Here is a 26,158-nt window from a genome sequence, read left to right on the forward strand (position 1 = left end):
TTGCAGGCCACCAGCCTGCGAGACCCAGCAAACAGCAGGCCCCGCTCCAAAAAGGAGCGAGGCCCGCTTTGCCCGCTTGTGCCCGTGAGCTTAGTTGGGGTCGACCACGAAAAGGGTCAGGCCCGTATCTCCCTGGGTCACGGTCACCACATCGACCGGCCCGACCCCGGACTGCGCCAGGGCTGCCCCGAGGGCCTCGTTGGCGGCAACGGCATTGCGCAGCTCCTCGGCTGCGGGGATCGGCAGACCGGCGGAGCCGCAACCTTCCAGCAGCACCAGGGAGGCATCGCCCGAACCCGCGGCAAGAACATCGGCAGGCTCGGCCGCATCGCCTGCGGCGACCGCTTCGGCCGCCCCGGAACACCCGACGGTGCGAAGCGGAAGGGCAAAGGCTTCGACTTCAGCCGTCAGCACCTGAGCGGAGGCTGTTGCGGCCAACGGAACGCCGCCCGGCAACGCGCCGGCCTGGTCTCGGGCGCCCGTTGCACCATCACTGCTGCCGTCGGAGCCAGCCGTGTCCACATCGCCGGAGGCTCCGCCGCCGGTCGCGCCATTATTGGCGCCACCAGCATCATCGGGCGCCGCACTGCCGTTATCCGTGTCCGGACCACCTGCATCGCCGCTGGCATCATCGCCAGTGCCATCGGCTCCATCACCGGCACCATCGCTGCCTGCCTCGTCCGCAGGAGCCGACCCGCCAGCCCCCGTGACGCCTCCTGCGGCGCCATCACCGCTGTCGGCAAGCTGGGCCTGCGTATCAACCAGGAGCCGCACCTGCCCGGCGCGGCCGGCGCGAACCGCGACTACGGCTTCGGGCGCAATCCCGGCATCGGCCAGCGCCTGCGTGAGGGCAAGATTGGCCTCAACCTCGGCGAGGGTCTCATCGTCGCCACTGCCGCCGAGCGTTGCCAGCACATCGGCCTGTGCGGCCTCACCCAGCAAGGCATCAAGATCGAGGATGGTGATCTCGCCGCCGCCCGCTCCGCTCGCATCGCCCTCCGTGCCCAGAATGCGCAGCACGGCATCCACACGCTGCTGCTCATCGGGAAGCAGCGACAAGTCCAGCGCCGCCAATTCCTCTTCAGTGAGGGCGGCGATGTCGAGATCGGCAAGGTCTCCGCTTGCGGCGCCCTCCCCGCCAGCCTGGCCGTCACGGGGCAGGATGGCGACATCGGCGGCGAGTTCACCCGAGCCGGCGCCCAGCTCGGCATCGACCACATCGATGCCAGCCGCGTCCACTTCCGCCACCAGGGCCTCGGGGGCCCCGCGCACCAACACTTCGGTCAAGCCATCGGCCCCGACCTCGATCGCGAGCACATCTTCCAGCGCCACGCCTTCGCGTTCCAGCACCGAGCTCAGCACCGCGCTGTCTTCAAGAACCGCGAGCAAATCCGCCCGACCCTCGGGATTGTCGCCGATGGCGATCTCGATCTCCGCCAGCGCCGCCTCGGACAGCACCTCGTCCACCCGGACCAGCGCGATGCGGCGATCATCGATGCTGGCATCAAGGTCGATCTCGGCCAATCCTGGATCGGCGATCAGCTCGATCAGCGCCTCGGTCCGCGCCGTTGGGCTGCCCAGCGCCAGCAGCCTGGTGCCACCGTTTACCGTTTGCGTGGGATCGATTGTCGCTGTTTGCTGGGCTCCGATCTGCACATCGGCATCTACTGCCGCGCCGGAGCGGGAACCCGAGCCGAGATTGACATCGGCGCTGACCGGAGCGCCCTGGATCACGTTGACATCGGTGTCGAGCACATTGGCGCGGGGGCTGCCGTCGCCGCCCAGCACCGTGCCGGACACCATTTCGCTGTCGCCGGCCTCGACGCCGACATCCACGGCCGCGTCCCCGCCTATCTCGGCATCGACGCCCAGACCATCATCACCACCAACATCGACGTCGGCATCGACCGCCGTATCGCCACCAAGGCCCACATCGGCATTGATGCCGTTATCGCCACCAAGCCCCACGCCGGCATCCAGCCCGCCATCGCCGCCGCCCACCCCGACATTGAGGCCATCATCGCCCCCCACCGAGATGTCGACACCGCCACTGCCAATGTCGGCATCAAGCAGCTGGGCAGAAGCGGGGGATGCTGCCAAGGCAGCCGTCAAGGCAAGAACAGAAATGCTGGATCGAAGGAACATAGACATCTCCTAAGCCGAAATGATTAGTTCCGATCAACGGAGGGCCGAGGCGGCGGTTTCTTGCCTTTGCCCCCACTTTACTTGGCGTCCTTGCCGACCCGAAAAGCAATTGATGTCAATTTTACTGACCGGCGCTCCCCCGCCTGGCCGCAACGCCTGGGGAGAGGCCTGCAAAGGGTAAGCAAACCGTCAACGCGCTGGCTGAAAGGTGACCTTAAGCGCCACATAAAGGCCCCCCACCCGCCGGTTCAACGGTGTATAGGGGAGCATTCCGCCCTTCATCCGTGCCTTTGCCGAAGGAAAATCCATGAGCGCCATTCGCCGCCGTACCGCCATTTTGCTCCCCACCCTTGGTCTTCTTGGCGCGGTCCTGCTGTCCGCCTGCAGCCCCTTTGGCAACACTGGTGGCTCAGCCGGGACCCTGTCGCCCGGCCTGTCCGCCCGCATGGACCAGCCAGGGGCCAGCCTCGACCGGGCCCAGGCCATCGGCATCATCAATGCCTATCGCGCCACCAACGGCCTGCCGGCCCTGGCGCTCGATACTGGCCTCAGTGGCACCGCCCAGGCGCTCGTCAACCAATATGCCTCCACCGGCACCCCGCCCAAGACGCCCAATGGCGTCACGGCGCTCAAGCTCAGCGCCGGTTACGCCACCTTCGCCGAAACCTTCTCGGGCTGGCGCAACAACCCCGCCGATGCGGCTGGCCTGCGTGCCAATGCCGGCAAGGCCGGCGTCGCGGTCGCCTTCAATCCGACCTCCAATTACGGCATCTACTGGGTGCTTATTCTTGCCGACTGAGCCGACACTGATTGACGCGCGGGGGCTCAAATGCCCCCTGCCGGTGCTGCAAACCGAAAAACGGCTGGCCCAACTGCCAGCCGGCGCCCGGCTCGTCGTGCTGGCCACCGACCCGATGGCGCGCATCGACATCCCGCTCTATTGCCGCCAGAACGGCCATGACTGCACGGTGACGGATGCCGGCGATCACCTGCGCTTCGAGCTAGTGCGCCGCTAAAGGTTCGGGCGCGGCCGTGGCATGGGTACCGGCCCGGTGGCAGTTGCCGCCATACCAGGCCGCAGCTCCGCCTCGATCCCTACGACATCGCTGGCGATCGGGAAGGCCGGCGCGTGATCGGGACGCGGACGCGGCAATTCGATCCCCACGCGCACCCGGCCCAGATTGGTCGCCACATAGGACTGCGCCGGTATCGCATCATTGAGATAGCTCGGCTGCCCCTTGAGGCCCATGGGGAAGGCCGCTTCCTGCGCCTTCACATATTCCGGTGCTTGCTGGCCGCAAATGCGCGCGCGCATATCCACGGGCGCGGCGCTTGGATTGTTGGCCAGCGCCAGCAGCGACTGCCCGGCCGGCCGGGCCGCGCCTGACAGGCCGCGCAACACCAATTCGGCCGCCCGCTCATTGCGATCGCGCGCCGATGAGCCGCCCAGCACGACCGCCAGGAGCCGCCGCCCGTCGCGCTCGACGGTCACCACCATGTTGAGCCCCGAAGCACAAACATAGCCAGTCTTCATGCCGGTAGTGCCGGCAAACTTGGTCAGCAGGGCATTATTGCTTTCGAGCTTGGCCTTGCCAAGCTGCACAAATTCGGTGCCGAACATCTCGGCATATTGCGGGAAGTTCTGCCGCAAATACAGCGACAGCACCGCCAGATCGCGCGCCGAAGTTTGCTGGGCCGGGTCATGCAGCCCATGCGGATTGACAAAGCGGGTTGCCGACAGCCCCATCCGCGCCGCCGTCTCGTTCATCTTGGCGACAAACTGGGCTTCGCTGCCCCCCACGGTTTCGGCGATCCCCATGGCGATGTCATTGGCCGACTTGACGATCATGATATAAAGCGCGTCCTGCAGGCTCAGCGCGCTATCCACCGGCAGCCCCGACTTGCTGGGCGCCTGGTTGATGGCATTGCGCGACAGCACCACCGGCGTTTGCAGCGTCACGGTGCCCTTCTGGATTTCCTCGAAAGCCACATAAGCGGTCATCAGCTTGGTAAGCGACGCTGGGTGCCAGGGCTGGCCGGCATCTTCCTCATAAAGCACCGCAAGATTGTCCATATCCACGAGCAGCATGGGATTGGCCTGGACCACTGCAGCACCCGCCCACAGGCAGTTAAGGACAATGGCAATGATGGCTGAGCGCAAGGATCGAGCTGACGGCACGAGAGCGAGCTCCGGGACTGATAAGGGGCGCGCGTTCTTAACAGCCACCTTGCCCAAGCTCAATGCACGGGCCCTCCCACCCACGGGCTTTTGAACCCCCAACCTCCTGACATCCCTTGACGAGGGGTCGCGGCACAACCGCAATTTCCACCTGGAGAACGCCCATGACCACCATTGTTACCGTCCTCACCCCCGGCTTTGCCGATTGGGAAACAGCCCTGTTGAACGCGGCCAGTGCCGGCCATCTCGGCATCACCACCCGCTACGCCGCCCCCGGTGGGATCCCGCTGGCCTCCGCCGGCGGCCTGCAGGTCACGCCTGACCTGCCTGTCGACAATATCGATCCCGCCGGCATTGATGCCCTTGTCATCTGCGGTGGCGCGGCTTGGTCGCAACCCGGAGCACCCGACCTTACCCGCCTGCTGCAAGCGACGGCGGCAGCCGGCAAGGTGGTCGGCGGCATCTGCGATGGCACCCTGCCCCTTGCCCGCGCCGGCCTGCTCGACACCATCCCCCATACCAGCAACAGCACCGACAACCTCGCCCCTACCGGTTATGCCGGCGCCCGTTTCTACCGGGACCAGCCCCGGGCCGTCCGCGCCGGTGCCATCATCACCGCCCCCGGCACCGCCCCGGTCAGTTTCATGGCCGAGATGCTCGAGGCCCTGGGCTATGGCAGCGACGATCTGCGGTTTTACTATGGGCTGTTTGCCGCCGAGCACCCGCCGGCACAAACTGCACCCTAGGCACTGAAAGGAACCATCTCTATATTGAGGGCCAACCAACCCCGCAGGTCGCCCATGTCGCTCCAGGACACCGCCAATCGCTCCAACTGCACCGCCATGTCCGATGTGCTCAACCGCATCGGCGACAAGTGGAGCGTGATGGTGGTGGGCATTCTCGCCCGCCATGACACCATCCGCTTCAACGAACTCAAGCGCTCGATCAATGGCGTGTCGCAGCGAATGCTGACCCTCACCCTGCGCAATCTCGAGCGCGATGGCCTGGTCACCCGCACCATCTATCCCGAGGTGCCGCCCCGGGTTGAATATGGCCTGACCGAACTGGGCAAGACGCTGACCAACCCCATTCAGGCGCTGTGGGACTGGTCGGCCGAGCATCATGGCGCCATCATCGATGCCCGCACGGTCTACGATCAGCGTGCCATCGCCGTTGAGGCCGAGCAGCCGCGCAAGATCGCTTACGCCAGGGGGTAGCTGAATGCCCTCGCCCTCGCCCTGGACCCGACCGTCCCTCGCTGGGCAGTTGCAGGACCTGGGCCTCGGGCCCGGCGATGCCGTGCTGGTGCACGCGGCGCTACGCCAGGTCGGCCCTATTCTGGGCGGCCCCGACGCGCTGATCGACGCCTTCACTGATGTGCTCGGCCCCGAGGGCACGCTCCTGGGTTATTGCGACTGGCAAGCCGAGGAAGACGCCTTTGCCGATCCCGCGCTCCGCCCCCATGTGCCGCCGTTTGATCCGGCGCGCTCGCGCTCGATCCGCGACAACGGCGCCTTTCCCGAATTGCTGCGCACCACCCCCGGGGCCCGGCGCAGCGGCAATCCCGGCGCCTCTTGCGCGGCCCTGGGCGCGCAGGCCGATTGGTTCACCGCCGATCATGCCCTCGATTATGGCTATGGCAGGCTATCCCCGCTGGGCAAGCTGGTCGAGGCAGGCGGCAAAACGCTGATGCTGGGCGCCCCGCTCGACACCATGACCCTCCTCCACCATGGCGAGCACCTGGCCCGCTTCCCCGACAAGCCGGTTAAGCGCTTCGAGGTCCCGCTGCTTCTAGATGGCGCCACTCACTGGCGCTGGTGCGAGGAGTTCGACACTGCCAACGCCCCGCCTGGGCTCCCCGAAGATTATTTCGCCACCGTGGTGCGCGATTTTCTCGCCACTGGCGCCGGGCAAACGGGCCGGGTCGGCAATGCCGATTGCGTCCTCGTTGCCGCGCCCGAGATCCTTGCCTTCGCCGTTCACTGGCTCGAACAGCATTACCGCGCGGTGGGAAACTGATCGGCTCCGCGCTAAAAACCTGCGCACGCACCCTATCGCACCCAGTTGCGGCGCACAGCGCCTTGCGCTAGACACAGCCCGTGCCCCTCTGGCGGAATGGTAGACGCAGAGGACTCAAAATCCTCCGCCGCGAGGCGTGCCGGTTCGAGTCCGGCGGGGGGCACCAGTTTCCTTCAGCTTTGGCGTTCCACAGTTGCTCCCGGCAATGCCGGTGACCTCTGGCTGGGTTTGCATGCCTGCTGGCAAGCAAGACCAGGCACCTGCGCCAGTCAGCCCAGTGGCGCAAGGCGGCCGCAAAGCCGACCCACTGGCAGCAGCAGAACCTTATCGACCTAAATTTGCTGACCGTGCTGGTCGTATCCCCATTCACCGCGCTTTGCTCTCCATCAGCCGCCAGCGGCAAAGGGGGAAAGTTCCCCAACTAAGCTCTCAGATTTTTGTGACCAGCAAACCGCACAACATGGCGCCGTTAACCAAACGGCTTACCGCGCTATTAAGACTCTCTGCGCAATTTGCAGGGACATCTTTATACGAGGTTTATCATGAAGCATGCAGCGATCATCTTGGGCGGAGCGCTTCTGCTGACGGGTACGGCCAACGCCGCCGACCTGTCCTGGAACAGTGGCGCGGCCGCGACGCCGTTCTATTCGTCATCCTCCGCCTTCAACTGGTCCGGCTTTTATGCCGGCGTGAACGGCGGCTACGGCTTTGGCGAAACCACGCAGGAAGCATCTGGCGGCGGCCCCGAGATCGACACCAATACCGATGGCTGGTCGCTCGGCGCCCAGGTCGGCTACAACATGGACATGGGCAGCGGCTTCATCGTCGGTGTGGAAGCGGACGGCCAGTGGTCCTCGATCGGCTATGAAGAAGATATCGGCCCAGGCACCACTTTCGAATCGGGCATCGATGCCTATGGCACGCTGCGTGGCCGCGCCGGCATGGCGCTGGATCGCGTGATGCCCTATGTCACCGCCGGTGTCGCCGTCGGCAAGGGCTCGATGAGCACCACGGACGCGGCCAATGTCGTGACCTCGCAGTCCACCACCCATCTGGGCTGGACCGTGGGCGCGGGCCTCGAAGCTGCCGCCACCGACAACCTGACCCTCAAGGCCGAATATCTCTATGTGGACCTGGGCACCCAGACCTATTCCGGCCTGCCCGGCGGCTCGGTCGACTCCACGCAGCGCTTCAGCGTGGTGCGCGCCGGCATGAACTACAAGTTCTAGTCCAGCGGCAATGTCCCAACCATGACCATCAGGACCGGAACGGCAGGCTGGGTGTTCGAGCCTTGGCGCGGCACGTTCTATCCTGATGGTTTGGTGCAGAAGCGGGAGCTCGCCTATAGCAGCTCCCGGCTCGGCACCATCGAGATCAATGCGACCTTCCGGGCCAACCAGAAGCCCGCGAGCTTTGCCAAATGGGCCGCCGAAACCCGCGATGGGTTCGTGTTTGCGGTCAAGGGCGCCCAGCTCGTCACCCATATCCGCCGCCTCAAGAACTGCCGGCCTGAACTCGCCAATTTCTTGGCCTCGGGTCCCCTGGCACTCGGCCCCAAGCTCGGCCCCTTTGTCTGGCAGCTGCCGCCCAACCTGGCGCTGGACCTCGGCGTGCTGGAAGACTTCCTCGCTCTCCTGCCCCGCACGGCGGACGACTATCTTGCCCTCGCCGCGCAAGCCGATGAGCGCCTCAAAACCCCGCCTTTTCTTGATGCCACCGGTGTCGGCCCAATCCGCCACGCCATCGAAGCGCGCCACCCCAGCTGGGATGACCCTGCCGCCCGCGATCTGCTCGCCGCACACAACACCGCCCTGGTGATCAGCGACACCGTCCAGCAGCCCGCCCGCGTTCTCACCGCCGATTTCGCTTATTGCCGCCTGCAGGGCCCTGCCCGCCCCGATGCTGCCGGCTACACTCCTGACGACATCGCCGATTGGGCTAGCCAGATCCGCGATTGGGACGCCGCGGGGCACGATGTTTTTGCTCTTTTTGTGCATGAGGACAAGCTGCACGCCCCCGCCAATGCCATCGCCCTGCGCCAGGCCCTCGGGATCAGCCTGCCCGGCGATTAGCATCAAATCGCCGTTCCGCTCTGGTTTTTACCGGCTTGTGCGGCTATCCCACTCGCACCCACAAGCGTCACTCCGGAACCCGCCCATGGCCGCCTCGCTTCGCTCTCCGCTCGACAAGATCAGTGCGGCCCTTGCTTTTGCGCTCGGCCTGCTGGCGATTACGCTCGCCTGGGCGTCCGAGCTGATCGGCGGTCTCGTGCCATGCGATCTCTGCCTTGAGCAGCGCCTCGCCTATTATTTCGGCCTGCCCATCCTGTTCCTGGTGCTGCTGTTCTGGAACCGCATGCCGCTGGCGCTCTGGTACCTCGCCATGGCCGTGGCCACCGCCATCTTCGCCTGGGGCGCCTATATGGGCATCTACCATGCCGGGGTGGAATGGGGTTTCTGGCCCGGCCCCACTGCCTGCACCGGGGTAGGCGCCGGCGTGAGCTTTGATGCGCTGAGCGATCTCAACGCCGCCCATGTCGTGGGCTGCGACGTCGTGCAGTTCCGCTTCCTTGGCCTGTCACTGGCGGGCATGAATGCCTTGGTCAGCCTGGCTATTGTCGCGCTGCTGCTGGTCTCGATTGTCGCCCAGCGGCGCAACAATCCGCGCCTCGCCTAAGGCTCGAGCTCGATATCCCAGTAGAGATAGTCGAGCCAGCTCTGGTGCAAATGGTTGGGCGGGAACGCCCGGCCATTATTGTGCAGGTCATAGACCGTGGGCGGATAAGGCGACTGGCGCGGGAACATCTTGATTTCCGAAGGCATCCGATTGGCCTTGCGCAAATTGCAGGGCGCGCAGGCCGCCACCACATTTTCCCAGGTGGTCTGCCCGCCCTTGGAGCGCGGGATCACATGGTCGAAGGTCAGATCATCCTTGCAGCCGCAATATTGGCACTGGAAGTGATCACGCAAAAACACGTTGAAGCGCGTAAAGGCGGGATGGCGCGCCGGCTTCACATAATCCTTGAGCGACACGACGCTGGGCAGCCGCATCTCGAAGCTCGGTGAATGCACCACCATGTCGTAGTGCGACACGATATTGACGCGCTCCAGGCACACCGCCTTGATGGCGTCCTGCCAGGACCATAGCGACAGGGGATAGTAACTGAGCGGCCGGAAGTCGGCGTTCAGAACCAGGGCGGGACAGGCCTCAGGCGACACGTGGATCGTCACTTGAGTCTCCCGAAACGGGAATCGAAGGAGTCCATATCCTCCTTATACTAAGCCCTTTGTATCAGTCCTGTGAAGGCTGCTCGTGCAGAACTGCGTTCCCGTTGTTTTGATTGATCTTGCGGATGAATTGATCAACAAACGCCACCCCGTCGGGCGCAATCCCATGCGCTACCCCAGGCGAGACATGGTAGTGCACCTCGATCCTGGCTTCCTTAAGCTTGCGCGCGGCTTCGGCGCTGAAGCGCGGCTCCACCACCCCGTCGCGATCCCCATGCACGAGGCATACCGGCGGCGTGCCCAGCTTGCCCTCGCCAAATCCCGGCGGCGGCGCCAAGGCTCCGGCAATGGCGACAATGCCCATCAGCCTCTCGGGAATGGACAGCCCGGCATGCAGCGCCACCATCGCCCCCTGGCTAAAGCCGGCCAGCAGCGTGTTCTCGGGCGCAATCCCGGTCTCGTCCCATAGCTCGCGCAAATAGCGCACCAGCGTTTCGCGCGCCTCGGTCGCCCCGCTCCAGCTCACCTCGCCCCCTCCGAAGTAGATGGGGAACCACTGGTAACCCGGCGAGCCCGGGCAGGGCTGGGGCGCATTGGGCGCAATGAACATCGCCTCGGGCAAGCCATCCTGCCAATAAGGGGCCAGCCCGATCAGGTCGGCCCCATCCGAGCCATAGCCATGCAGCAACACAGCCAGCTGGCGGGGCGCGCCTCCGCTCTTGGGGGGCACGCTGGGGCCGGTGAGAATACTCAAAGCGCAATTCCTTCCTTGTCGCGGATCGCCGCGAAATACCGCCAGAACAGCAGCGCTGCCGCCGAGCGATGCGGTGTCCAGCCGGCGGCAATGGCTTCCATCTGCTTGATGGTGGGGCGCACCTCAAGCTCGAGCCCCCAATGCACCGCCTTGAGCAGCGCTAGGTCCCCCGCGGGAAACACATCGGGATGGCCCGCGCAGAACATCAGGTAAACCTGCCCCGTCCAGGGGCCGATCCCCTTATGTGCCGTGAGATAATCCACCGCCGCCTCGGCGGGCAATGTTTCGAGATGGGAAAAATCGAGCGCCCCCGCCACCACCGCTTCGGCGATCACCCGCACGGTGCGATATTTGCCGCCCGAAAAGCCGGTGGCCCGCACCTCCGCTTCACTGAGGGCGAGATAAGCGCGGGGATCATGCGCCCCCGGCAGTTGGGCAAAGCGGCTCCAGATCGCATTGGCGCTCGCCACCGATAATTGCTGGCCACAGATCACCCGCGCAATGCCGGCAAATCCCGCCTCGGTGATCCGCGGCCGCACGATCCCCGCGCGCTCGCGCACCGGGGCGAGGCGCGGATCGAGCCGCACCAGGGCGTCTAGATGGGCGTCCACCGCCGCTTGCGTATCGAGGCGCGGTGACGCCAGCGCGTCGTTCATGTAGTGTGCCGCTGTGTCGAACTCACCCAATCGTCCCCTGTTGCGTTTCGCCCCCAGCCCGAATGGGCTCTTGCATCTGGGGCACGCCTTTTCCGCCCTTTACACCTGGGCTGCGGCCGCCGCCTTGCGCGGCACCGTCCTTTTACGGATCGAAGACATCGACTTCGAGCGGTGTAAACCCGAATTTACCGACGCCATCTTTCGCGACCTGCATTGGCTGGGCCTCGACTGGCCTGAACCGGTGCTGCGGCAATCTCAGCGCTTCGACCACTATGCCCAGGCGGGCGAGCGGTTGCGTGACCTCGATCTGCTATATCCCTGCTTTTGCTCGCGCAGCGAAATCGCCGCTAAATCCACCGGCACGGACCCCGACGGCGCCCCGCTTTACCCCGGCACCTGCCGCCACTTGAGCGCCGCCGAACAGATCGAGCGGCTCGAGCGCGGCGATCCCGTGCAGTTCCGTTTGCGCAATGATCGCGCCCGCGCCATGACCGGCCCGCTGACCTTTACCCTTGTCGGCCCGCTTATCACCGATCGCCCGCAGATCCGCTATGCCCGCCCCGAACGCTGGGGCGATGTGGTGCTCCAGCGCAAGGGCACCCCCACCAGCTATCACCTGAGCGTCGTTGTCGATGACGCCGCGCAAAACATCACCCATGTGACCCGTGGTCGCGACATGGAAGCCTCGACCGATATCCATGTTCTCGTGCAGTTCCTTCTCGGCCTGCCCTCGCCCATCTACCATTTCCACCGCCTCATCCTTGATGGAGAGGGCAACAAGCTCAGCAAATCGCGGAACTCGCAATCCCTTGCGGCGCTGCGGCAGGCCGGCTGGAGCCCCGACGATGTCAGGCGCGAACTCGGCTTTGCGCCGCGCCAGCTCAATTGAGGCTCAAGCGCGTGAGCCAGCTTGGATGCGGGGAAAGCACCCCGGCAGTTCACCTGCAGCAAGATTTATGGCATGCAGGCCCCGCTTGCCGCTGCCGTTTGCATCCCGTCAGCGGCTCGCCCATTTAGGGATCATCATCCCCGGCAGGAACTCATGGAAAACCTTCTCAATATCGTCACTGCCCTGGTCATGCTGTTTGTAGTCGGGGTGCTCCTGCTGGGCTTTTGGAACATGCTCAAGGGCGGCTCGGGCAATACCAGCCAGCGCCTGATGCGCCTGCGCGTGATTGGCCAGGCGGTCGCATTGCTGCTGCTGCTGGCCGCATTGTTCTTCTTTGGCGGATCGAGGGGCTGAACCATGGTCAAACTGAATTCCATCTATACCCGCACCGGCGATGACGGCAGCACCGGCCTCGTGCGCGGGCCGCGCCGTCCCAAATATGATTTGCGGGTTGAGGCTTATGGCACGGTCGATGAAGCCAACAGCTTTATCGGCCTCGCGCGGCTGCAAACCGGCTCCATGCCCAAGATCGACACCATGCTCGCCCGCATCCAGAACGATCTCTTCGATGTCGGCTCCGATCTCGCCACCCCCGGGCAAGACGCGCCCGATGCCGAGCACCCCTCCCTGCGCATCACTGCCGCCCAGACCACTTGGATCGAAAAGCAGATCGACAGCTACAATGCCGATCTCGCCCCGCTCAAAAGCTTTGTCCTCCCCGGCGGTACGCCCTTGTCCGCGGCCTTTCACGTGGCACGTACGGTGACGCGCCGTGCCGAGCGGCTGGTGGTGGAACTGGCCGCGGCCGAGCCCGACACCAATCCCGAAGCTGTTCGCTACCTCAATCGCCTGTCGGATCTGTTCTTTGTGCTGGCGCGCGTTGCCAACAACCAGGGCGCCAAGGACGTGCTCTGGGTGCCGGGCGGTTACGGGGACGCCCGCAGGGGCAGCTGAACGGGGGCGGATCGGCATGTTCCTGCCCCTGCATGACACCAACCCGATCCGCCACATTGCCTTTCCCTGGGTCACTTATGGCCTGATGGCGTTCACCGCCCTTGTTTTTGCAGCCCAGTCGCTCCTGCCGCCAATCGGCTTTCTTCAGGCCGCGATCCAATGGGGCATGATCCCGGTGGTGGTACGCGACATCTATCCCCAGCCCCTCCCCTGGCTGCCCGATTGGGCGACGCTCTTTACCTATGCCTTCCTGCATGCCGACTGGCTGCATCTGGGCACCAATATGCTGTTTCTCTGGGTGTTCGGCGACAACATCGAAGATGCCCTGGGCCATTTCCGCTTCGTGTTGTTTTACCTCGGCTGCGCGGCCGGCGCGGCGCTCCTCCACCTCCTGCTCGATCCCAACAGCACCACGCCGCTGATCGGTGCTTCGGGCGCCGTCGCCGGGGTGATGGGGGCGTATTGCCTGCTTTATCCCCATGCCCGGGTTTATGTGCTGGCGCGCATCGTCATTCCCATTCCGCTGCCGGTGCCCGCCTTCTGGATGCTTGGCGTCTGGATTGCCGTCCAGATCTTCAATGTGGTGATGGGCTCGCTGGAGCCCGTGTCATGGTGGGCCCATCTTGGTGGCTTTGCCACCGGCATGGTGTTGGCCGCGATCGGCAAGCGCTCGCAAGTGGCGCTGCTGGGCGGGCGCTAGGGCTTTGTTTACCCGCCCCTCTCTATGATCCCGCCTGGAACGGGAGCGCCCTTATGAACACCGACCTTGCCATGCAGATGGTCACCACCCGCGCCGCCGCCACTCAGCAAAGCGTGCAGCTGGCCGTGCTCAAGAAATCCCATGAGATGGAAGCCAGCCTCATCAACATGGTCGCCCAAGCCGTGCAGGCCGCGCCACCACCCGGTCAGGGCCTCGTGATCGACAAGCGCGCCTGAGGGTCAGGCACCAAGCCCGATCAGCGCTTCCACCACCGCATGCCCGTCCGGCGTGTCCCATTCCGCCGGCCCCTGCAGCACGCCCAGTTCGCACCCGTTTTCGTCCAGCACCAGCGTCACCGGCAGCCCCACCGCCACCGCTTCGCGCTTGAGCCGCTCGAAAGCGGCAAAGCTCGGATCCGCAAACAGCGGCAGATTGGCGAACTGGCCTTCGGCCAAAAACGCGCGCGCCTTGCCGAGCCCGTCTTCCCCGATATCGAGATTGATCGGCAGCACCGCGAAATCGTCCGAATTATATTGGCTCGCCAGCGCATCGAGCGCGGGCATTTCTTCCCGGCACGGCACGCACCAGCTGGCCCAGAAATTGACCAGCAATTTCTTACCCTTGAAGCTCGCAATGCTCATCGGCGCACCCGCATCGTCCTGGAAGGCAAGCGTCGAATAGCCCCGCCCTTCCCCCGTGCCATTGAGCGCAGCGAGTTCCCCCACTGCGGCAAAGTCGATCGCCTCGGCCGCCTCGGCTTGCACCGGGCATTCGCGTGCCTGCCCGGCATTGCCCAGCCACGCCCACGCCGTTATAGAAAGCGCCACCACACCAACTCCAAGTCCCAGCAGCAACCGGAACCGATGGCGAGCTTCGGGGCGGACGGGGCTGGATTGAGTCATGGGATCTCCGGAGAGCAGCAATGAGCAACAAGATGTGGGGCGGCCGGTTTGCATCGGGCCCCGACGCCATCATGGAAGAAATCAACGCCTCGATCGGCTTCGATCAGCGTCTTTTCCCCCAGGATATTGCCGGCTCGATAGCCCATGCCCGCATGCTTGCTGCAACCGGCATTCTGACGCAGGCCGATGCCGACAGCATCACGGCCGGTTTAACCGAGGTGCTGGGCGAGATCGAGAACGGCACCTTCACGTTCTCGCGTTCGCTGGAAGACATCCACATGAATGTGGAATCGCGCTTGCGCGAAAAAATCGGCGATGCCGCCGGGCGCCTCCATACCGCCCGCTCGCGCAATGACCAGGTCGCCACCGATTTCCGCCTTTATGTGCGCGACACCATCGATACGCTCCTCGTCCAGATCCGCGGCCTGCAGCTTGCCCTCGTCACCAAGGCCGAGGACGAAGCCGAAACCATCATGCCCGGCTTTACCCATCTGCAAAACGCCCAGCCGGTGACCTTTGGCCACCATCTCCTGGCCTATGTGGAAATGCTCGGGCGCGATGCCGGCCGGCTCGAAGACGCCCGCAAGCGCCTCAATGAAAACCCACTAGGCTCGGCGGCGCTGGCCGGCACGCCTTATCCCATCGACCGGGACATGACCGCGCAGGCCCTCGGCTTTGATCGCCCCACCGCCAATTCGCTCGATGCCGTGTCCGATCGCGATTTCATCCTCGAAACCCTCGCGGCCGCCGCGATCTGCGCCATGCATCTCTCCCGCTTTGCCGAGGAACTGGTGATCTGGAGCTCGGCCCAGTTCGGCTTCATCAAGCTGTCCGACAAATGGACCACCGGCTCGTCCATCATGCCGCAAAAGCGCAACCCCGATGCCGCCGAACTGGTGCGCGCCAAGGTCGGGCGCATCATCGGCGCCCTGTCGAGCCTTCTCGTTGTCATGAAGGGCCTGCCGCTGGCCTATTCCAAGGACATGCAGGAAGACAAGGAAGTCGCCTTCGACGCCCTCGATGCCCTCTCGCTGTCCCTCGCCGCCATGACCGGCATGGTGGGCGATCTCACCGCCAATCGCGAGCGCATGCACGCGTCGGCCAGCGCCGGCTTTTCCACCGCGACCGACGTCGCCGACTGGCTGGTGCGTCAGGCCAATATCCCCTTCCGCGATGCCCACCACATCACCGGCCAGATCGTCGCCCTCGCCGAAGCCAAGGGTTGCGGGCTCGAGGGCCTCACCATCGAGGATTTCAAATCGGTCGACGAGCGCATCGACAGCCGCATCCACAAGGTCGTGACCGTTGAAGCCTCCGTTGCCGCCCGCAGCAGCTATGGCGGCACCGCGCCAGGCAATGTGGTAACGCAAGCCGCCCGCTGGAAAACCCTCCTCACCGGCCAGCCCGCCGAGCCGCGGGCCCTTGCCAAGAAGAAGGCGCATGGCGGCCATGGCGATGGCGGGGTTGAATAGCAGGGTAAACTGAACCAGTCTTTTACCATCTGAGCCGTTTCCCCGGTCCTGCCCCATCCTGATGGGCGAGCCGGGGAAACCGGCAGGTGAAAGGACCTGGAATGCCCCAAAAACTCCGGCAGATGCGCCTGACCGAGCGCCATGTCGGCTATCTGCAGCCCCCTGAAGTCACCGACATCCTGCCGCCCCCGCCCGAGGGCATGTGGGAAGCCACCCCCGAGGATCACCGCGCCACCCTTGGGCGTCTCCTTGCCGAGCGCGAGGACACCGACGAAATCTGGTTCTTTGCCTATGGCTCGCTGATCTGGCGCCCGGCCTGCGACTTCGTGGAAATGCGCAAGGGCCTGGTGCGCGGCTGGCACCGGTCCTTTTGCCTCGGCTGGAACAATCGCCATCGCGGCAGCCCGGAAAATCCCGGCCTCATGCTGGCGCTCGATCGCGGCGGCTCATGCAATGGCGTGCTGTATCGCCTGCCCCCCGATGCGGTTGAGGCCAATCTCATCAAGTTGCTCGAGCGCGAAATGGCCTGGCTGCCCTCAGCGTTTCCGCCCCGCTGGGTGCGCGCCAAGAGCGGCGAGCGCACCATCACCGCGCTGACCTTTTGCATCGATCGCCATTCCGGCCGCTATGTGAGCGGGCTCTCGGACGAGGCCATTGCCGATGTGCTGGCGCGCGCCGTCGGCACCCGCGGCTCCATGGCCGAATATCTCTTTGCCACCGTCCGGCACCTCGAGGACATGGGCATCCACGACCCCCATCTCTGGCGCCTGCAACACCTCGTCGCCGACCGGATCGAAGCGGTGTACGAAAGCAACGGCTAGGCGCCTTTAGCCCTCGAGCGCCAGCAGCTCCTGCACGCTCTGGCGGCGCCGGATGAGACGCAGCGCCCCATCATCCAGCAGCATTTCCGGGGCAAGCGGACGCGTATTGTAGTTCGACGACATGCTCGCGCCATAAGCGCCCGTATCCCGGATGATCGCAAAGTCTCCCACCGATGGCAGGGCCATGTCGCGGAACTCCACATAGCCCCCATCGGACTGGGTGAAGACGTCGCCTGATTCGCAGAGCGGCCCAGCCACCGCCGCGGCGCCCGCTTCCCCGGTGACAAGGCTGCCATCCCGCCTGACAAAAACGATGTCGTGGTGGCTGCCATACATTGCCGGCCGCGCCAGGTCGCTGAACCCCGCATCGATCAGCACGAAATGGTTGTTGGCGACCTTTTTCACGGCCCGCACTTCGGCAACCAGCACCCCGGCATTGGCGACCAGAAACCGCCCCGGCTCCAGTTCCAGCCGCAGCTTGCTGCCGGTGATGGCCTCGGCTTGCTCGCGCGCCTTGTCCCAGGACGCGTAATATTCGGCAATATCGATCTCGGGCTCACCAGCACGATAGGGCACGGACAGCCCACCCCCGGCGGAAATCGCCTGGAGTGGTCGGTTGGCGCGGCGCACCGCATCGACCATGCTGTCGCACACCCGGTGTAGATGCTGATAGTCGACGCCCGAGCCGATATGCATGTGCAGGCCCACGAGCTTGAGCTCATATTGGTCGACCAGCCGCAGGCACGCTTCGAGCTCGTCATGCCAGATGCCATGCTTGCTCGACGGCCCGCCGGTATTGGTCTTGCGGCTATGGCCGTGCCCGAAACCCGGATTGAGGCGCAACCAGATGGGGTGCCCAGGGCTGGCCTCGCCCACTTGCGCGATCATGTCGGGCGAGCCGCAATTAACCGGAATGCGCAGCTCGATCACCCGCGCCAATGTGGCCGCATCGATGATATCGGCGGTAAAGACGATTTCTTCGGCTTGGGTGCCCGGCTCAAATCCTGCGTGCAGCGCCCGCTCGATCTCGCCCAGCGACACGGCATCCACCATCACGCCCTCGTTGCGCAGCAGGCGCAGGATATGGGTATTGCTGTTCGCCTTCTGGGCAAACCGGATGGTGTCGAATGCCCGCAACTGGGCAACCCGCTGCCGGATCATCTCGGCCTCATAGAGCCAGACCGGAGTGCCCACCTCCTCAGCCGAACGGATGGCAGCCGCGATCAGCTGGGGCGGCAAAGTGTCAGGTCTGGTCACGTGAGGTCTTCCATCTGGCGGGATGGAGCCTGTCTAAACCACGAATGCAGCGCGCGAAAGGGCCCGCCTGCCTTGCCGCTAGCCCACGATCCCGCGGCGAGCGATGCTGACCACTTCCACCGGCTTGCCCGCAAGCGCGTCATCGACCTTGGCCAACAGATCGGCCAGCGAAAACGGCTTGGTAATCACGTCATAGATCAGCGCATCGAGCCCATGGGCCCGTTCGCGCTGATCGGCAAAGCCGGTCATCAAGACGATAATGACCTGCGGATATTGCGCCGCCACCTGCAGCGCCAGCGCGATCCCGTCCATGATCGGCATCTTGATGTCGGACAAAAGGAGGTCGAACCGCCCCCCTTCTTCTTCCATCGTCTCGATCGCCAAACCCCCATCTTCGGCCGCGACCACGTCGTGTCCCTTGATCTCGAGGGCACTAACCACAAAAGCGCGCACCGAAGGATCGTCTTCAGCAACCAGGATTCGGGCCATCAATGCTGCTCCACTTCATGTGCCGGCTCGGCGGCTGCTGCCGGCTCGGCGGCCGCCGCCACCGGACGAGCATCGTCGCCATCGGCCCGGCCGCTGGCAAAGCTCAGCCGGACGCGCTCCGCTTCTGCCGGCGGCACGGTTAACAAGGTTTCCACCAGCGTTTGCTCGCCAGCCTTGAGCATGGGCGCATTTGCCGCCACGCTCCACTCATAAATGCCCGCGCCCGCCCCATTCAGCAGGGTAACCACCAAAGGCGGCACCGGGACCGCGCGATCGCTGGTGCCGGCAATCTGGGCTGAAACCAGCAACACTTCCTTGCCCCCTTGCAGGGTGCGCAGGGTTTTGACCTCACCAAATTCGAGACCAACCACATTCACCGGCAGCCCGGCGGCGCTATAAACCCCGGCGAGCGACGGATAGCGCTTCACGATTTCGACGCGCCCCCAAACGGCAAACACCGCCAGCCCTGCCAGCGTCAGCACGCCCAGCACCCGCACCGCGCGGCGCAGCCTGGCCAGTGGCAATTGCGCGTTGACCGCACTTTGCCGCTGGGTGAAATCGCGCTGCCTTTGCCGGATCACGGCGGGATCCACCGCGCCCGCCGGCTCCGACCCCGGCCACTTCCGCCGCTTGGCGCCAGCGGGAATGGGGCTCGCCTCGCGCTCTTCGGCCTCTATGGCCTCGTCGAGCCCGTCTTCGGTCAGGGGGTCGATCGCCACCGGTTCGGGCTCGGGGGACGGCGCCTGGAGCGGCACCTGCCGCCAAGCCTGCTGGCACTGGGCGCACTGCACCTTGCGGCCGGTCGAGCCAATGGCCTCGTAGGTCACCTGGTATTTGGTCTGGCAATGGGGACAGGTGATGATCATGCGGCCGTGATTCTACGGGCAGGACGCCCGCCCCCAACCTAGAAGACGGGGGTTAAGAACCCTCAAACCTTCCACAGGCCCGCCTCCCTTCACATTTGCGCCGCTTTCCTGCCGGCAAAACCCTCCTCGTCTGCGCCATCATGGGGTTAGCCCTGTTATGGTGCGCTAACAGCTGATTCGGCGCGCGCGCCAAAGCCACAGCATTTTTGAACGGTGGGAGCCTGCCGACTTGATCGAGTTTTCCGATGTTGGACTGCGCTACGGCAATGGTCCGGAAATCCTCAAGGACCTCACCTTTTCCATCGAGCCGGGCTCGTTCCATTTCCTGACCGGCCCTTCGGGCGCGGGCAAGACCTCGTTGCTGCGCCTGCTGCTGTTGTCGCTCAAGCCCTCGCGTGGCCGCGTTACCATGTTCGATCAGGACGTGTCAGACTTGACCCAGGACCGCCTGCTGCAGATGCGCCGCCATATCGGCATCGTCTTTCAGGAGTTCCGCCTGCTCGACCACCTCACCACCTATGAAAATGTCGCGCTCCCCCTGCGCGTCCTGGGTCAGGCCGAAAGCGAATACCGGCCCAATGTCACCGAACTGCTGGAATGGGTGGGCCTGGGCGAGCGCATGGACGCGCCCCCCTCGCTCCTCTCGGGTGGTGAAAAGCAGCGGGCCGCCATTGCCCGCGCCGTGATCGCCCGCCCCAAGGTCCTCCTCGCCGACGAGCCCACCGGCAATGTCGATCCCGAGCTCTCGAGCCGGCTGGTGCATCTGTTTGCCGAGCTCAACCGCACCCTTGGTACCACCATTATCCTGGCGACCCACGAACTGCCCCTGCTCGACCAGTTCCCTTATCCCCGCATGCTGCTCTCCAAGGGTGAGTTGGTGATCCATGATTGAGCGCGTCCTGGCCTTCCTGCCCCGCCGCGTTCGTGTCGGTGCTGCCCCCATTGTGCCCGAACGCAGCGTCGCCGGCCGCACGCTGCTGCTCCTCATCACCATCATGAGCTTTTTGTCCGCCGTCACCCTGGGCGGCGTGGTGCTCGTGCAAAAATCGGCCATCGCCTGGTCATCCGATGTGGGCCGCGAAGTCACCATCCAGATCCGCCCCGTCGAGGGCGAGGTGATGGAAAGCAATCTGCGCACCGCCGTATCCCTCGCCCAGGCCACGCCAGGCGTATCCAGCGCCCGCGCCCTCACGCTTGAGGAAAGCCAGAAGCTGCTCGAGCCCTGGCTCGGCGCCGGCCTTGACCTGACCGCCATCGAAGTGCCGCGCCTCGTTGTCGTGCAGCTGGCCGACCCGGTCGATGCCGATGTGGAAAAACTCGCCCGCGACTTGCAGGCGATCAAGGGCGCGAGCCTTGATACCCATGCTGCCTGGCGCCAGCAGCTCAACACCATGGCCGGCACGATCGTTTTTTCCGGCCTGATGATCCTGACGCTGATCGGCGTTGCCACCGTGCTCGCCATCATCTTTGCCACACGCGGCGCCATGGCGACCAATCGCGAAATCGTCGATGTGCTCCATTATATTGGGGCCTCCAACCGGTTCATTGCCGGCGAATTCCAGGGGCGCTTTTTGTCCATTGGCCTTCAGGGCGGCCTTTTGGGTGCCGTCGCCGCAGTGCTGTTTTTCCTGCTGATCGGCACCGCGGCGGGCAATATGATGTCCAACCAGGCCAGCGCTCAGTTCGGCGTCCTGTTCGGGCGCTTTGCCCTGGGCTGGGACGGCATCATCTTCATCATGCTCGTCGTGCCCGTTATTGCCGCGCTGACCGCGGTTACTTCGCGCCACACAGTGCGGCGCTATCTGAGCCAAACCTCCTGATCCCCGCCGCCGCTGCCTAGCGCAGCGGCCGGGATGGACTAGGGGCAATGGAGGCCCCTTTCGCATGGTTATCATCCAGGCACTTCGTTCGGCGCTGTTCTACCTGCTGTTTATCGGGCAAACCGTCCTCGTCGCCATCAGCATCGGCACCATCGCGCTGTTCAACGGGCTCAAGCGCACCCCCGCTGGCTGGGCGCTCGCCAAATACTGGTGCCGCTCCAATCTCGCCATGCTGCGCTGGATCGTCGGGGTCAAAACCGAGGTCACGGGCGCCGAACACATTCCGGCCGGCGGCTGCATCATCGCCGCCAAGCACCAGAGCGACTGGGATGTGTTTGCCATTTTCCCCTATACCGGCCGGCCCGCTTATATCGTCAAGAAGGAGCTGATGCGCATCCCCTTCTTCGGTTGGGCTGCCCGCTCGCTCGATTGCATTGAAGTCGATCGCAAGCGCGGCGCCGAAGCTATTCCTCTGATGATGGCGCAGGCCCACGCCGCTGTCGGCCGCGGCTGCCGCATCGTCATCTTCCCCGAAGGCACGCGACGCGCTCCCCTCGATCCCGCGCAATATCGCCAGGGCGTCGTACGGCTCTACAACGAGCTCAAGGTTCCGGTTGTGCCCGTGGCGCTCAATTCGGGCCTGTTCTGGCCGCGCAACAGCTTTTTGATCTGGCCCGGCACTGCCCAGGCCCGCTTTCTGCCGCCCATTGAAGCGGGACTGCCGCCGGCTGAATTCATGGAGCGACTCAAAATAGCCATCGAGACCGATTCAGATGAACTGATTCTCACGGCGGTCGATCAAGGACTGTCCCGTCCGATCGATCCAGAACTGCGCCGCCGCGTCAACGCGCGCAAACCGGAAAAATCCTGAGGAACCCCAGATATGGGGCCTTTCAGCGTGACAGGACTATATCTAGAACCGATACTGCGAGAGCATTGACTTGACTAAAGTTTTGTTCTAATTTTGTTCTTGTCGCAGCTAAGGACATCGTCCAAATGGCCCCGTCCGCCGAAATCACTGTTCTGGGTGCAGGCTTTGGCCGCGCCACTTACTGGCAAGGCCGCTCGGGCCGGGTTTACGACCTGCTGAGCGAAAATCTCGAGCATTTTTCGGTGGCTGACGACGACCTGTTTTTGGTCGCCAAGGGCGGTCACGCCCTTTGGGTTGGCTCCAGCGAAGACCTCGTCAATGACCCTATGAGCCGTACGCGGTTCCGCCTCGCGCTCGATTGTGCCGATCGCGCCTTCCGCGTGCGCAGCTCGGGCGCCGCAAATGAACGGCTCAGCACGGTTTGGGACCTCGAAGGCGCCGCTCCGCTCCAAACCCGCTCGGCTGCTTAACTCTGCTCAGGCGCGTCCTCGCGCGCCAGCAATTCGGCCAGCGCCATCACCTGCCGGTCCTTGATCCCCAGTTCCGCCAGATGCCGCGCAGTATTGAGCACATAATCGATATTGCGCCCGGATATTCCTGAACTGCGCCGTACCATTTCGAGCTGCCGCTCCAGCGGCAGCCTGCCGGCATATTGCGCATGCCGCTCATCCACCACAAATGCCAGCGCCTGCACCACGCGGCCATCCTCGAGCCGCACCGGCCGGAACACGTCGCGATAAACGCTGGTGACCTGTTCGCGCTCATGCAGATAGGCGCGCACACCGGCCCAGTCCGCCTGCGCAACCTCAAACACCATGCCCCGGCACGAACCACCCCGCGCCAGCCCGAAGACGAGTCCAGGCTGTTCGGGCGTGCCGCGATGGTGAAAGGAATAAATCGACAGCGCCCGATGCGCGCCCCCCAACAGCCCGCCCTGGCTGGACACAAACGGAAAACCCGGGTTCCAGATCAGCGAGCCATAGCCAAAAACCCATTGGGTCGGGGAAGCATTGTCCATGCCCATCCGATTGCACCCGCCTTGCGGCGCAGTCAACGCCCCTCGCGCAAAACCGAGAACTTCGCTTGGGCCTTTACCGGACCGGAGCTAGAAAGGCTCCTATGAGCAAGCGAATCAAAATTCTTCTGGTGGTCGTGGTCGCCGTTCTCCTGATCTGGAGCGTCGCCTGGTACATCATTGCCGGCCAGGTGCGCACCCAGGTCGCGGCCCTCGCCCAGGCCGATGGAGTCACCACCCCGCGTGTCGTTTGCGAAAACCTCAACGTCACCGGCTACCCGTTCCGCTTCGACGTGGATTGCAGCCCCGCCCGCATCACGATCGAGGATGTGAGCGCTGACATCGCCGGCATTCGCGCTAGTGTCCTCGTTTATCGCCCCACCCATGTCCTGGCCTCCGCGCTTGGCCCCCTCAGCGTCAGCGATGCCTTTACCGGCTCGCGCAATGCGCTGGATTGGTCGGGCCTCGAAGCCAGCCTCCGGCTCGATGACTGGCGCATTTCGCGCCTCTCGGTCTCCGCCCATGATTTGGTCTGGACCAATCCCCTCATGGGTGAAGCACCCATCGCCACCGCTACGCTCAGCGAGTTGCACCTGCTCGACATTCCCGAGCAGCACGATCCTGATCGCCATCTGGCTTCGCTCGCCGGTTATGCCCGCACGCAGAACCTGGTTTACCCCGCCCTCACCCTCACCGACACCAACAGCGAAATCCAGCTGGAGCTGACGGGCCTGCCCGATGATGTCCGGATCTGGAACGATCCGCTGCTCTTGCGCACCATGCAGGCGGTGGACGCAACCTTGCGCATCGTGTCGGCCCGCGCCACGGACGGCGCCTCGACCCTGACGGCGGAAGGCGAAATCCAGCTCGATCCGCAGGGCCAGCTCGAAGGCCAGATCAGCATCAATTCCACTGGTGTCGCCGAACGGGTCGGCCCCTATCTGCAGGAGCCCATCCGCACCCTCGTCCTCGGCACCCCGGCGGCCGATGGCAGCCACACCAATATTCTCAGTTTCCGTGCCGGCGGCGTGTTCTCGGGCCTGATACCGATCGGGGCCGTGCCGCCCCTCTTCTGATCAGGCCTTCTCGTCGCCCTCTGCCGCTGGCGGCGCCTCATGGGGCCGCCCGAAATCGGGCGCCGCGGTTTCCTGCCCCGCCGAAATGATCGAGCGCCGGATGGCGCGGGTGCGCGTGAACATGGCCTCGAGCGCCGGACCGTCCCCGGTGCGCACCGCCCGCTGCAACACGGCCAGATCCTCGAGAAACCGCCCCAGCATTTCCAGGACGCCATCGCGATTGGTCAAGAACACGTCGCGCCACATCACCGGATCGGAAGCGGCAATGCGGGTAAAATCGCGGAAACCGGACGCCGAGAACTTGATCACTTCCGATTTGGTATCGGCCTCGAGGTCAGCAACGGTGCCCACGATATTGTAGGCAATGAGATGCGGCACATGGCTGGTGATCGCCAGCACCATGTCATGATGCGCCGCATCCATGCACTCGACCTGGCTGCCCATGGCGCGCCAGAATGCCGAGAGTTTTTCCACCGCGGCCGGGTCCACTTCGGGCCCCGGCGTCAATACGCACCAGCGCCCGGCAAAGAGCTCTGGAAAGCCCGCCGAGGGGCCGGAATGCTCGGTGCCGGCAATCGGGTGCCCCGGGATCAGCTGCACCCCTTCGGGCAAGAGGGGCTGGAGCACCTTGACCACATGTTCCTTGACCGAGCCGACATCGGAAAGAATAGCGCCGGGCGCCAGCGCCGGCGCAATCGCCTCCATCACGCTCTTATAGGCGCCGACAGGGGTGCAGAGGATCACGAGATCGGCGTCGCGCACCGCTTCGGCGGGGTCGAGCGTATAGCTGTCGCCCAGCTGCAGCGCTTCGGCTTCCGCCAGGGTTTCGGGCTTGCGGGTGGAAATGGCGATGTGATCGACCAGCCCCTGCCGCCGCGCTGCCAGCGCAATGGACGAGCCGATCAGGCCAATGCCGATCAGGGCGAGTTTCTTGAACTTCACGCTCATTGCGCCGCTCCCGATTTTAGCACTGCCGCCACGTCGCGCATCGCCTGCTCCGAACCAATGGAAATGCGCAGGCCATTCTCGATGCCATAGGAGGCGCCGACCTCGCGTACGATATAGCCGGCCGCCGCCAGCCGCTCGAAACCGCTGGCCGCTTCGGCCGGCGTTTCGAAGAGGACGAGGATGAAATTGGCCTGGCTCGGCACCACCCGCATGGCATTGCCGGCCAGCTGGGCGCTGAGCCACTCGCGCCACTGGGCATTGTGCTCGCGCAGCCGCTGGGTGAATTCCACGTCGCGCGTTGCCGCCGCCGCCGCCACCTGCCCCGGCAGGTTCACATTGAACGGCCCGCGAATGCGGTTGATCGCGTCAATCACATGCTCGGGCCCCACCATCCAGCCGACCCGCACGGCCGCCAGTCCCATCTTGGAGAAGGTGCGCACCATCACGACATTTTCGTGTGCCGCCACGAGATCCATCCCGACCGAATAATCCGCCGCCGTCACATATTCCGCATAGGCGCTGTCGATCACGAGCAGGATGTCGGGGCGCAGGCCGGCATGCAGCCGCCCCACCTCGGCCGTGTTGAGATAGGTGCCGGTGGGATTGTTGGGATTGGCCAGCCAGACGATCTTGGTGCGCGGCGTAACGGCCGCGAGGATCGCGTCCACATCGGCGCGGTACTCGGGCTCGTCCACCGGCACGATCCGCGCCCCCGCGGCCCGGGTGATGATGGGATAAACCGAAAAGCCATAGCGGTTCATCACCGCCTGGTCGCCCTCACCCAGATAGATTTGCGCCAGCAGATGCAGCAGATCGTCCGAGCCATTGCCACACACAATGCGCGCGGGATCGATGCCATGCACCTCCCCCAGCGCTTCGCGCAACAAGCGCGACGAGCCCTCGGGATAGATCTCGGGATGGCTCACCGCCTCGCGCAGCGCTGCTACCGCCTTGGGGCTCGCGCCCAGCGGCGATTCATTGGCTGAAAGTTTGATGGCCTTGCTGCCCGGCGCGCCGGATTTTCCCGGCAGATAAGGCGCAATCTCGAGAATGCCGGCTTGCGGCGTGGGACGGATGGGATCGGGCATGATTTCGTCT

At 64.6% G+C, this 26,158-nt stretch carries 32 protein-coding genes and 1 tRNA gene; 21 read left to right on the forward strand and 12 right to left on the reverse strand.

Annotated elements, in window-relative coordinates:
- Positions 1-90: 90 nt before the first annotated feature.
- Positions 91-2,145 (reverse strand): hypothetical protein, encoded by a 2,055-nt coding sequence (locus HRU92_RS12870; RefSeq protein ID WP_172125595.1) that lies wholly within the window; start codon positions 2,143-2,145, stop codon positions 91-93.
- 307 nt (positions 2,146-2,452) lie between these two features.
- Between HRU92_RS12870 and HRU92_RS12875 the strand changes: the two genes are divergently transcribed.
- On the forward strand, positions 2,453-2,944 hold the full coding sequence (locus tag HRU92_RS12875) for a CAP domain-containing protein (protein WP_172125593.1): 492 nt from the start codon (positions 2,453-2,455) through the stop codon (positions 2,942-2,944).
- Positions 2,934-3,161, forward strand: a complete 228-nt coding sequence (locus HRU92_RS12880; RefSeq protein WP_248307140.1) for a sulfurtransferase TusA family protein — start codon at positions 2,934-2,936, stop codon at positions 3,159-3,161. Before HRU92_RS12875 ends, HRU92_RS12880 begins: the two co-directional genes overlap by 11 nt.
- On the opposite strand, the gene HRU92_RS12885 is transcribed toward HRU92_RS12880, so the two are convergent.
- On the reverse strand, positions 3,158-4,324 hold the full coding sequence (locus HRU92_RS12885; protein WP_172125589.1) for a D-alanyl-D-alanine carboxypeptidase family protein: 1,167 nt from the start codon (positions 4,322-4,324) through the stop codon (positions 3,158-3,160). The genes HRU92_RS12880 and HRU92_RS12885 overlap by 4 nt on opposite strands.
- A gap of 164 nt (positions 4,325-4,488) precedes the next feature.
- Here HRU92_RS12885 and HRU92_RS12890 point away from each other — a divergent pair, with 164 nt between their 5' ends.
- The 7 genes from HRU92_RS12890 to HRU92_RS12920 all read left to right on the forward strand — a co-directional run bounded on the left by HRU92_RS12890 (position 4,489) and on the right by HRU92_RS12920 (position 9,019).
- Positions 4,489-5,070 (forward strand): DJ-1/PfpI family protein, encoded by a 582-nt coding sequence (locus HRU92_RS12890; RefSeq protein WP_172125587.1) that lies wholly within the window; start codon positions 4,489-4,491, stop codon positions 5,068-5,070.
- 54 nt (positions 5,071-5,124) lie between these two features.
- The gene (locus tag HRU92_RS12895) at positions 5,125-5,541 is read left to right on the forward strand and encodes a helix-turn-helix domain-containing protein (RefSeq protein ID WP_127754655.1); all 417 of its coding nucleotides are present in this window, start codon (positions 5,125-5,127) and stop codon (positions 5,539-5,541) included.
- Positions 5,542-5,545: 4 nt separating this feature from the next.
- Entirely contained in the window at positions 5,546-6,343 is a 798-nt protein-coding gene (aac(3), locus tag HRU92_RS12900; protein WP_173088288.1) for an aminoglycoside 3-N-acetyltransferase, read from the forward strand.
- An 82-nt stretch (positions 6,344-6,425) separates the two neighbouring features.
- Positions 6,426-6,509 (forward strand) — tRNA-Leu (locus tag HRU92_RS12905).
- 376 nt (positions 6,510-6,885) lie between these two features.
- Positions 6,886-7,572, forward strand: coding sequence for an outer membrane protein (locus HRU92_RS12910; RefSeq protein WP_127754657.1), 687 nt, complete (start codon positions 6,886-6,888; stop codon positions 7,570-7,572).
- A 21-nt stretch (positions 7,573-7,593) separates the two neighbouring features.
- Positions 7,594-8,415 (forward strand): DUF72 domain-containing protein, encoded by an 822-nt coding sequence (locus HRU92_RS12915; RefSeq protein ID WP_172125583.1) that lies wholly within the window; start codon positions 7,594-7,596, stop codon positions 8,413-8,415.
- Positions 8,416-8,500: 85 nt separating this feature from the next.
- Positions 8,501-9,019: a disulfide bond formation protein B gene (locus HRU92_RS12920; RefSeq protein ID WP_172125581.1), complete on the forward strand. Its 519-nt coding sequence runs from the start codon at positions 8,501-8,503 to the stop codon at positions 9,017-9,019.
- On the opposite strand, the gene HRU92_RS12925 is transcribed toward HRU92_RS12920, so the two are convergent.
- The 3 genes from HRU92_RS12925 to HRU92_RS12935 form a co-directional block, all read right to left on the reverse strand.
- A complete protein-coding gene (locus tag HRU92_RS12925; RefSeq protein ID WP_172125579.1) occupies positions 9,016-9,573 on the reverse strand; it encodes an HNH endonuclease in 558 nt (185 codons plus the stop codon). The genes HRU92_RS12920 and HRU92_RS12925 overlap by 4 nt on opposite strands.
- A gap of 61 nt (positions 9,574-9,634) precedes the next feature.
- Complete coding sequence (locus HRU92_RS12930; RefSeq protein WP_172125577.1) at positions 9,635-10,324, reverse strand: phospholipase; 690 nt, start codon at positions 10,322-10,324, stop codon at positions 9,635-9,637.
- Positions 10,321-10,980, reverse strand: coding sequence for a DNA-3-methyladenine glycosylase 2 family protein (locus tag HRU92_RS12935; RefSeq protein WP_172125575.1), 660 nt, complete (start codon positions 10,978-10,980; stop codon positions 10,321-10,323). The genes HRU92_RS12930 and HRU92_RS12935 overlap by 4 nt, the downstream gene beginning before the upstream one ends.
- Before the next feature lie 13 nt (positions 10,981-10,993).
- On the opposite strand from HRU92_RS12935, the gene gluQRS reads away from it, so the two are divergent.
- The 5 genes from gluQRS to HRU92_RS12960 all read left to right on the forward strand — a co-directional run bounded on the left by gluQRS (position 10,994) and on the right by HRU92_RS12960 (position 13,759).
- A complete protein-coding gene (gluQRS, locus tag HRU92_RS12940) occupies positions 10,994-11,869 on the forward strand; it encodes a tRNA glutamyl-Q(34) synthetase GluQRS (RefSeq protein ID WP_349236751.1) in 876 nt (291 codons plus the stop codon).
- A gap of 153 nt (positions 11,870-12,022) precedes the next feature.
- Positions 12,023-12,223 (forward strand): twin transmembrane helix small protein, encoded by a 201-nt coding sequence (locus HRU92_RS12945; RefSeq protein WP_127754664.1) that lies wholly within the window; start codon positions 12,023-12,025, stop codon positions 12,221-12,223.
- A 3-nt stretch (positions 12,224-12,226) separates the two neighbouring features.
- Entirely contained in the window at positions 12,227-12,823 is a 597-nt protein-coding gene (locus HRU92_RS12950; protein WP_127754665.1) for a cob(I)yrinic acid a,c-diamide adenosyltransferase, read from the forward strand.
- 16 nt (positions 12,824-12,839) lie between these two features.
- Positions 12,840-13,523, forward strand: coding sequence for a rhomboid family intramembrane serine protease (locus tag HRU92_RS12955; RefSeq protein ID WP_127754666.1), 684 nt, complete (start codon positions 12,840-12,842; stop codon positions 13,521-13,523).
- 53 nt (positions 13,524-13,576) lie between these two features.
- Complete coding sequence (locus tag HRU92_RS12960) at positions 13,577-13,759, forward strand: hypothetical protein (RefSeq protein WP_172125573.1); 183 nt, start codon at positions 13,577-13,579, stop codon at positions 13,757-13,759.
- Between the two features lie 3 nt (positions 13,760-13,762).
- On the opposite strand, the gene HRU92_RS12965 is transcribed toward HRU92_RS12960, so the two are convergent.
- On the reverse strand, positions 13,763-14,425 hold the full coding sequence (locus HRU92_RS12965) for a TlpA disulfide reductase family protein (RefSeq protein ID WP_172125571.1): 663 nt from the start codon (positions 14,423-14,425) through the stop codon (positions 13,763-13,765).
- Positions 14,426-14,445: 20 nt separating this feature from the next.
- Between HRU92_RS12965 and argH the strand changes: the two genes are divergently transcribed.
- On the forward strand, positions 14,446-15,897 hold the full coding sequence (gene argH, locus HRU92_RS12970) for an argininosuccinate lyase (RefSeq protein ID WP_172125569.1): 1,452 nt from the start codon (positions 14,446-14,448) through the stop codon (positions 15,895-15,897).
- 101 nt (positions 15,898-15,998) lie between these two features.
- The gene (locus HRU92_RS12975) at positions 15,999-16,718 is read left to right on the forward strand and encodes a gamma-glutamylcyclotransferase (RefSeq protein WP_172125568.1); all 720 of its coding nucleotides are present in this window, start codon (positions 15,999-16,001) and stop codon (positions 16,716-16,718) included.
- Positions 16,719-16,724: 6 nt separating this feature from the next.
- Here HRU92_RS12975 and lysA read toward each other — a convergent pair whose 3' ends face one another.
- From lysA to HRU92_RS12990, 3 genes are all read right to left on the reverse strand, one after another.
- Entirely contained in the window at positions 16,725-17,975 is a 1,251-nt protein-coding gene (gene lysA, locus HRU92_RS12980; protein WP_172125566.1) for a diaminopimelate decarboxylase, read from the reverse strand.
- 78 nt (positions 17,976-18,053) lie between these two features.
- On the reverse strand, positions 18,054-18,464 hold the full coding sequence (locus HRU92_RS12985; protein WP_127754672.1) for a response regulator: 411 nt from the start codon (positions 18,462-18,464) through the stop codon (positions 18,054-18,056).
- Complete coding sequence (locus HRU92_RS12990) at positions 18,464-19,330, reverse strand: zinc-ribbon domain-containing protein (RefSeq protein WP_173088290.1); 867 nt, start codon at positions 19,328-19,330, stop codon at positions 18,464-18,466. Before HRU92_RS12990 ends, HRU92_RS12985 begins: the two co-directional genes overlap by 1 nt.
- 229 nt (positions 19,331-19,559) lie before the next feature.
- On the opposite strand from HRU92_RS12990, the gene ftsE reads away from it, so the two are divergent.
- The 4 genes from ftsE (at position 19,560) to HRU92_RS13010 (ending at position 22,491) form a co-directional block, all read left to right on the forward strand.
- Positions 19,560-20,222: a cell division ATP-binding protein FtsE gene (ftsE, locus tag HRU92_RS12995; RefSeq protein WP_127754674.1), complete on the forward strand. Its 663-nt coding sequence runs from the start codon at positions 19,560-19,562 to the stop codon at positions 20,220-20,222.
- Positions 20,215-21,150, forward strand: coding sequence for an ABC transporter permease (locus tag HRU92_RS13000; RefSeq protein WP_127754675.1), 936 nt, complete (start codon positions 20,215-20,217; stop codon positions 21,148-21,150). The genes ftsE and HRU92_RS13000 overlap by 8 nt, the downstream gene beginning before the upstream one ends.
- 64 nt (positions 21,151-21,214) lie before the next feature.
- On the forward strand, positions 21,215-22,021 hold the full coding sequence (locus HRU92_RS13005) for a lysophospholipid acyltransferase family protein (RefSeq protein WP_172125562.1): 807 nt from the start codon (positions 21,215-21,217) through the stop codon (positions 22,019-22,021).
- Between the two features lie 125 nt (positions 22,022-22,146).
- Positions 22,147-22,491 (forward strand): hypothetical protein, encoded by a 345-nt coding sequence (locus HRU92_RS13010; RefSeq protein ID WP_127754677.1) that lies wholly within the window; start codon positions 22,147-22,149, stop codon positions 22,489-22,491.
- Here HRU92_RS13010 and HRU92_RS13015 read toward each other — a convergent pair.
- A complete protein-coding gene (locus HRU92_RS13015) occupies positions 22,488-23,039 on the reverse strand; it encodes a gamma-glutamylcyclotransferase (protein ID WP_248307141.1) in 552 nt (183 codons plus the stop codon). The two genes, HRU92_RS13010 and HRU92_RS13015, sit on opposite strands and share 4 nt — an antisense overlap.
- Positions 23,040-23,140: 101 nt before the next feature.
- On the opposite strand from HRU92_RS13015, the gene HRU92_RS13020 reads away from it, so the two are divergent.
- Positions 23,141-24,112, forward strand: coding sequence for a DUF2125 domain-containing protein (locus HRU92_RS13020; RefSeq protein WP_172125558.1), 972 nt, complete (start codon positions 23,141-23,143; stop codon positions 24,110-24,112).
- On the opposite strand, the gene HRU92_RS13025 is transcribed toward HRU92_RS13020, so the two are convergent.
- Positions 24,113-25,060: a prephenate/arogenate dehydrogenase family protein gene (locus tag HRU92_RS13025; protein ID WP_172125556.1), complete on the reverse strand. Its 948-nt coding sequence runs from the start codon at positions 25,058-25,060 to the stop codon at positions 24,113-24,115.
- Entirely contained in the window at positions 25,057-26,148 is a 1,092-nt protein-coding gene (hisC, locus tag HRU92_RS13030) for a histidinol-phosphate transaminase (RefSeq protein ID WP_172125554.1), read from the reverse strand. The genes HRU92_RS13025 and hisC overlap by 4 nt, the downstream gene beginning before the upstream one ends.
- Between the last annotated feature and the right edge of the window lie 10 nt (positions 26,149-26,158).

The sequence above is a fragment of the Devosia sp. 1635 genome (assembly GCF_013185955.1).
GTDB lineage: Bacteria > Pseudomonadota > Alphaproteobacteria > Rhizobiales > Devosiaceae > Devosia.